Raw genomic sequence first — 6,475 nt, 5'->3', positions numbered from 1 at the left:
AAGATCTTCATGAGTCTTCTAACTGCTGCCCTGTCGGCTGCGGAGTTCGTCCTTCGCTGAGAGGCGGCGATGTCCGTCCTGTACGGGGCTGGCGAATCATTGAGGAGAGTGAGTAGTCCTGTCTGTTCCGATCAAGAAGCTTCCTCCGAATGCGAAGGGGCAGGTCCGATACCGGTTTGTGGTCGATGTGGGGGCCGATCCCGTCACGGGGAAGCGTAAGCAGGTGACCCGCACCTTTGGCACGCAGAGGGAGGCGAAGGCCGAGTATGCGCGTATCACGCACCGCCGTTACGAGGGCGTGTCCGTGCCGGCCAGTGGGATCACGGTGGATGAGTGGCTTGATCAGTGGCTCGCGAGGAAGGCGGAGGATCTGGAGGAGACCACCGTCTACAGCTACACCATGACTCTGGGCCGCCTTCGGGGGAGCCTGGGGCGCATCCGGTTGCAGGAACTCACGGAGGACCATGTCGAGGCGTGGATGCGATGGGCTCTTCAGGAGGGCCGGGTCCGGGGTGGCAAGGCGGGCACGGGGCTGGGGGTGACCTCTGTCGAGATGTCGCTGGCGCGGCTGAAGGAGGCCCTTGACCGGGCGGTGTCGCGGCATCTGGTCGAGGTGAACGTGGCCAGGGAGGTGACCATCCCGCGGAAGGCACGCAAGGAGGAGCGCGGGACCAGGGTGGTGGTGGCGCCCTGGGATGTCGCAGAGGTGCGTGCCTTCGTGCGTGCGGTCAGGGATGACCGCTTGGCTGCCCCGTTCCTCATGTCGCTGATGGGCTTGCGGCCGGCGGAGATCTGCGGGATGCGCTGGGCCGACGTCGATTTGGGCGATGCCACGCTGACGATCGCGAACACCCGGACGGTCGTGGGGAACAAGATCGTGGTCGAGAAGGACGCGAAGTCGCTCGCAGGTGAGCGGCGGCTTCCCCTGCCTCATCTCGTCGCGCAGGCCCTGACCGGTTTCAAGGCCGCACAGGTGGCCGAGAAGGCGGCGTCCGGGGGGAGGTACGAAGCCTGTGGGTACGTTCTCGTGGACGAACTCGGCGTGGCACTCAACGGGCGGCAGTTGCGGGAGCGGGCGTACAAGGTCATGGACGAGAACGGGCTGCGGCGGGTTCGTCTGTACGATACCCGCGCAAGCTGTCTCACTTACCTGGCGAACAATGGAGTGCCGGATCACCTTCTCGCCCGCTGGGCCGGGCACACGGACGTCCAGACGACGAAGCGCTGGTATGTGAAGCCGAATGTGGAAGATCTTCGGCCGACAGCGGATATGTGGGGAGGTCTGGCGAGTGGCTCTGCCCCCGATCGCGAAGCGAATGTGAGATGTGGGAGCGTGAGCGGGTGAGCGAGAAGAACGTTGAGACCCTGCAATACCGCTTTGACGGGCCAGAAGACGCCCCGGTCCTCGTTATAGGCACCTCTCTCGGTGCTACATGGCACATGTGGGACCGGCAGATACCGGACCTGACCCGCCAATGGCGCGTCTTCCGCTTCGACCTGCCGGGCCACGGCGGCGCCCCCGCGCACCCCGCCAGCTCCGTCAACGAACTCGCGGAGCGCCTGCTGGCGACCCTCGACAGCCTCGGCGTACAACGCTTCGGTTACGCCGGCTGCTCCATCGGCGGCGCGATCGGCGCCGAGCTGGCGCTGCGCCACCCGGAGCGGGTCGCCTCCCTCGGCCTGGTCGCGGCGTCGCCCCGGTTCGGCACCGCCGACGAGTTCCGTCAGCGCGGGGTGATCGTACGGACGAACGGCCTGGAGCCGATGGCGGCCTCCGCGCCCGCCCGCTGGTTCACGCACGGCTTCGCCGCCGCGCAGCCCGCGATCGTGGAGTGGGCCGTCCAGATGGTCCGCACCACCGACCCCGGCTGCTACATCGCCGCCTGCGAGGCGCTGGCCGCCTTCGACATCCGGGTCGACCTGCGCCGCATCGGCGTCCCGACCCTCGTCCTGGTCGGATCCGAGGACCAGGTCACCGGCCCCGCCGAGGCCCGCACCCTTGTCGCGGGCATCCCCGACGCCCGGCTGGCGCTGGTTCCCGGGGCGTCCCACCTCGCCCCGGTCGAGCAGCCCGCCGCCGTCACGGATCTGCTCGTACGCCACTTCTCCACCGCGTGGCAGGCCACCCCCGCCTCGACCACCGGCATGCAGGCCATCCAGGCGCCGCCCGTGATGCCGGCGATCTCCGCACCCATCAGCCCCGTGGGTGAGATCGGCACGGCCGCGCAGCCCGTCGCCGTACCGGAGGAGGGTGGCCACCGGCCCGATCCGTACGAGGCCGGGCTCAAGGTCCGCCGTGAGGTCCTGGGCGACGCCCATGTGGACCGCGCCCTCGGCGAGGCCGACGCGTTCACCGGCGACTTCCAGGAACTGATCACCCGCTACGCGTGGGGCGAGGTGTGGACGCGGGACGGACTCGACCGGCGTACGCGCAGCTGCGTCACCCTGACCGCGCTGGTCGCGGGCGGTCACCTGAACGAGCTGGCGTTCCACACGCGGGCGGCTCTGCGCAACGGCCTGACGCCCGCCGAGATCAAGGAAGTGCTGATCCAGACGGCCGTCTACTGCGGCGTTCCCGCGGCGAACTCGGCCTTCAAGGTGGCCCAGGCGGTCATCCAGGAGGAGACGACACCGCAGGCGTAGCACGATGGCGGGAAGGAGGATGTCCGTATGAAGCTGACCAAGAAGTCCCATGCCTGCATCCGGCTGGAGAAGGACGGGCGGACGCTCGTCATCGATCCGGGCAACTTCAGTGAACAGGACGCGGCAGTCGGCGCCGACGTCATCCTGGTGACGCACGAGCACCCCGACCACTTCGACGGGGACCGGCTGCGGGCGGGCCTGGAAGCAAACCCGGGCGCCGAGATCTGGACCCTGCGCAGCGTCGCGGACCAGCTCTCGGCGGCCTTCCCCGGCCGCGTGCACACCGTCGGCCACGGCGACACCTTCTCCGCCGCCGGCTTCGACGTGCAGGTCCACGGTGAGCTGCACGCCGTCATCCACCCGGACATCCCGCGGATCACCAACGTCGGGTATCTGGTGGACGGTTCGGTGTTCCATCCCGGCGACGCGCTCACCGTGCCCGAGCAGCCGGTCGAGACGCTGATGCTCCCGGTGATGGCCCCGTGGTCGAAGATCTCCGAGGTGATCGAGTACGTACGTGAGGTGAAGCCGCGGCGCGCCATCGACATTCACGACGCGCTGCTCACCGACCTCGCCCGGCCCATCTACGACCGCCAGATCGGCGGGCTGGGCGGCGCGGACCACAGCCGGCTGACGCCGGGAGACTCCACCGACGTCTGAGCCGAACTCTGAGTGTCAGACCTCGCGGATAGGCTGTCGTACATGCGTATCGCCACCTGGAACGTCAACTCGATCACCGCCCGGCTGCCCCGGCTGCTGGCCTGGCTGGAGAGCACCGGCACCGATGTGCTGTGCCTCCAGGAGGCCAAGACGACCACCGAGGACTTCCCGGCCGCGCAGCTGCGCGACCTCGGCTACGAATGCGCGGTCAACGCCACGGGCCGGTGGAACGGCGTGGCCGTGATCTCCAAGGCCGGCCTGGAGGACGTCGTCGTGGGCCTGCCCGGCGGGCCCGACTACGAAGGCGTGCAGGAGCCGCGGGCGATCTCCGCGACCTGCGGCCCGGTCCGCGTCTGGTCGGTGTACGTGCCGAACGGCCGCGAGGTCGGCCACGACCACTACGGGTACAAGCTGCGCTGGCTGGAGGCGCTCCGCGAGTCCGTGGCCGAGGATGCCGCCAGGGAGCGGCCGTTCGCCGTCCTCGGCGACTTCAACATCGCCCCGACCGACGAGGACGTCTGGGACCCCGCGCTCTTCGTGGACTCCACCCACGTCACCCCGGCCGAGCGGGCGGCGCTCGCCGCGCTGCGCGACACCGGGCTCTCGGACGTGGTGCCGCGCCCGCTCAAGTACGACCGTCCTTATACCTACTGGGACTACCGGCTGCTCGGCTTCCCGAAGAACAAGGGCATGCGCATCGACCTGGTCTACGGCAACGCCCCCTTCGCGGCCGCGGTCAAGGACAGCTATGTGGACCGTGAGGAGCGCAAGGGCAAGGGTGCGTCCGACCACGCACCGGTCGTCGTCGACCTCGACGTCTGACGGACGCGGGCGGACGGCGGGCGCATACGGGTCTCCGCGCGCCTGTGGTGAACATGGCGGGACGAATGCGAGGGTGAGCGATATGAAGAACATCCCTTTCCTCGACAACTGGCTCAAGCGCCGCGACCTGGCGCGTGGTACGGCGGTGTTCGGACCCGGCGCCGACGGAGCCAGCGAGACGCAAGGCCTGGCGGAACTGCTCGCCGAGTGCGAGCTGTTGCGCGTCCGGGCGGGGGATGCCGGCCTCGAACTCGACGACTCCCCGGCCTCGTTGGAGGCCCTCGACCAGCTGACGCCGCGCTGGCGCGACGACCCGGAGGAGCTGCCCTGGCTGGGCAATGACGCGGGCCTCTACCTCGGGTCCGTGATCGTACGTACGGTCGCGGGGGCGGCCTGGCATCTGTGGCCGAGCGGCCAACCGGTGGTCCGGCTGGCCTCGGGCCGCGAGATCAACGTGGTCGAGTTCGGCCTGGACTGGGCGGTCAACGGCGCGCCCGAGCTCTCCCAGGTGTACGCCGAGGTCTCGGAGCTCTGAGTCTGACCGCCCGAACTCTTTAGTGCGCCTTATGCCCCATTTAAGCGTGTCGTGCGTGAAGTCCCTTATTGGGATGGATAGTTTGCGCTGACCTCGACACAGCTGAGAGTGGGTAGGGCTGCGTATGGCCGTCGATCCGTTGATCGAGCTGCGTGACGTCAACAAGTACTACGGGCAGTTGCACGTCCTTCAGGACATCAGCCTCACCGTCGGCCGCGGGGAGGTGGTGGTGGTCATCGGCCCGTCCGGTTCGGGCAAGTCGACGCTCTGCCGGGCGGTGAACCGGCTGGAGACGGTCGAGTCGGGCGCCATCCTCATCGACGGAAAGCCGCTCCCCGAAGAAGGCCGCGGGCTCGCCAGGCTGCGCGCCGATGTGGGGATGGTCTTCCAGTCATTCAACCTCTTCGCGCACAAGACCGTGCTGGCGAATGTCTCCCTCGCCCAGGTCAAGGTACGGGGGCGCGACAAGGAAGCCGCCGACAAGCGGTCCCGCGAACTCCTGGAGCGGGTGGGCCTCGCCGACCAGGCCGGCAAGTTCCCGGCCCAGCTCTCCGGCGGCCAGCAGCAGCGCGTGGCCATCGCCCGCGCCCTCGCCATGGACCCCAAGGCCCTCCTCTTCGACGAGCCGACCTCCGCGCTCGACCCGGAGATGATCAACGAAGTCCTGGAAGTCATGCGGCAGCTCGCCCGCGAGGGCATGACCATGGTCGTCGTCACGCACGAGATGGGCTTCGCCCGCTCCGCGGCCAACCGCGTCGTCTTCATGTCCGACGGCCGCATCGTCGAGGACCGCACGCCCGAGGAGTTCTTCACCGCCCCCAGGAGCGACCGCGCCAAGGACTTCCTCTCCAAGATCCTCAAGCACTGACGAGCGGGTGTACGGACAGATGAGGCGCACCACCCGTACCATCGCCGCTCTCGTGCTCGGCCTGCTTGTCCTGGCCGCCGTCGCCTGCGGCAAGGAGGGCAGCCCGCCGGTGAAGGGCCCACAGCCCGGGAAACTGCCCAAGTACCGGGTGGCGAAGGACTTCCGGCTGCCCGGGTCCAGCACCTGGCAGAACGCGAAGCGGCGCGGCCATCTCGTCGTCGGTGCCAAAGAGGACCAGCCGTACATGGGCGAGAAGGACCCCGCCACCGGCCGCTACTCCGGTTTCGACATCGAGATCGCCAAGATGGTCGCCGCGTCGCTGGGCTTCGACCCCAAGACCATCCGGTTCACGACGATCGCGTCGGCCAACCGCGAAACCGCCCTGCAGAACGGCCAGATCGACTACTACGTCGGCACCTACACCATCAACGACAACCGCAAGAAGCTCGTCGGCTTCGCCGGCCCCTACTACCTGGCCGGCCAGTCCCTCCTGGTGCGCACCGACGAGGACGACATCCACGGGCCGCAGGACCTCGACGGCAAGCGTGTGTGCTCCGCCGCCGGATCCACCACGTTCCAGCGGATCGAGGCGGACTACCCGAAGGCCGACCTCGTCGCGTACGACACGTACTCCGTCTGCGTGGACAACCTGCTGACCTACCAGGTCGACGCCGTCACGACCGACGACGCCATCCTCATCGGCTACGCGGCCAAGGTGCCCGACGAACTCAAGATCGTCGGCAAGCCCTTCTCGGAAGAGCCGTACGGCATCGGTGTCCCGCGCGCCGACAACGCCCTGCGCCTGGCCATCGACGACGCCCTCGCGGCCAACGAGAAGAACGGGAACTGGAAGAAGGCGTATGACGCGACGCTCGGCCTCTCCGGCGTGCCGGCCCCGAAGCCGCCCGCGATCGACCGCTACCCGGCGAGCTGAGGGAGCCGCACGA

Annotated in this window: 7 protein-coding genes; all 7 read left to right on the top strand. The window is 68.6% G+C overall.

The genetic code is table 11. The features are described from left to right. The first annotated feature begins 178 nt into the window (after positions 1–178). The 7 genes from xerC (at position 179) to J7E89_RS04040 (ending at position 6,462) form a co-directional block, all read left to right on the top strand. The gene (gene xerC / locus J7E89_RS04070) at positions 179–1,345 is read left to right on the top strand and encodes a tyrosine recombinase XerC (RefSeq protein ID WP_214968424.1); all 1,167 of its coding nucleotides are present in this window, start codon (positions 179–181) and stop codon (positions 1,343–1,345) included. Further along, positions 1,342–2,643: a 4-carboxymuconolactone decarboxylase gene (gene pcaC, locus J7E89_RS04065; protein ID WP_308315322.1), complete on the top strand. Its 1,302-nt coding sequence runs from the start codon at positions 1,342–1,344 to the stop codon at positions 2,641–2,643. Before xerC ends, pcaC begins: the two co-directional genes overlap by 4 nt. A gap of 27 nt (positions 2,644–2,670) precedes the next feature. Beyond that, positions 2,671–3,303 (top strand): MBL fold metallo-hydrolase, encoded by a 633-nt coding sequence (locus J7E89_RS04060; protein WP_214968420.1) that lies wholly within the window; start codon positions 2,671–2,673, stop codon positions 3,301–3,303. A gap of 42 nt (positions 3,304–3,345) precedes the next feature. Beyond that, a complete protein-coding gene (locus J7E89_RS04055) occupies positions 3,346–4,125 on the top strand; it encodes an exodeoxyribonuclease III (RefSeq protein ID WP_214968418.1) in 780 nt (259 codons plus the stop codon). 82 nt (positions 4,126–4,207) lie between these two features. Next, positions 4,208–4,660, top strand: coding sequence for a DUF6278 family protein (locus tag J7E89_RS04050; protein ID WP_214968415.1), 453 nt, complete (start codon positions 4,208–4,210; stop codon positions 4,658–4,660). 124 nt (positions 4,661–4,784) lie between these two features. Next, positions 4,785–5,528, top strand: a complete 744-nt coding sequence (locus J7E89_RS04045) for an amino acid ABC transporter ATP-binding protein (RefSeq protein WP_214968413.1) — start codon at positions 4,785–4,787, stop codon at positions 5,526–5,528. Positions 5,529–5,547: 19 nt separating this feature from the next. Then, positions 5,548–6,462, top strand: coding sequence for a glutamate ABC transporter substrate-binding protein (locus J7E89_RS04040; protein ID WP_214968411.1), 915 nt, complete (start codon positions 5,548–5,550; stop codon positions 6,460–6,462). Positions 6,463–6,475: the final 13 nt, after the last annotated feature.

Origin of the sequence: Streptomyces sp. ISL-100 (genome assembly GCF_018614615.1) — a bacterium.
Classification (GTDB): domain Bacteria; phylum Actinomycetota; class Actinomycetes; order Streptomycetales; family Streptomycetaceae; genus Streptomyces.
Note: the sequence above shows the minus strand (reverse complement) of the source record. Positions and strands in the feature narration are given on the sequence as shown.

What these genes read in the sequence shown, in the direction of transcription:
- J7E89_RS04060 (WP_214968420.1), top strand. Translation starts at nt 2,671, where the DNA reads ATGAAGCTGACCAAGAAGTCCCATGCCTGCATCCGGCTGGAGAAGGAC.
- J7E89_RS04055 (WP_214968418.1), top strand. Translation starts at nt 3,346, where the DNA reads ATGCGTATCGCCACCTGGAACGTCAACTCGATCACCGCCCGGCTGCCC.
- J7E89_RS04050 (WP_214968415.1), top strand. Translation starts at nt 4,208, where the DNA reads ATGAAGAACATCCCTTTCCTCGACAACTGGCTCAAGCGCCGCGACCTG.
- J7E89_RS04045 (WP_214968413.1), top strand. Translation starts at nt 4,785, where the DNA reads ATGGCCGTCGATCCGTTGATCGAGCTGCGTGACGTCAACAAGTACTAC.
- J7E89_RS04040 (WP_214968411.1), top strand. Translation starts at nt 5,548, where the DNA reads ATGAGGCGCACCACCCGTACCATCGCCGCTCTCGTGCTCGGCCTGCTT.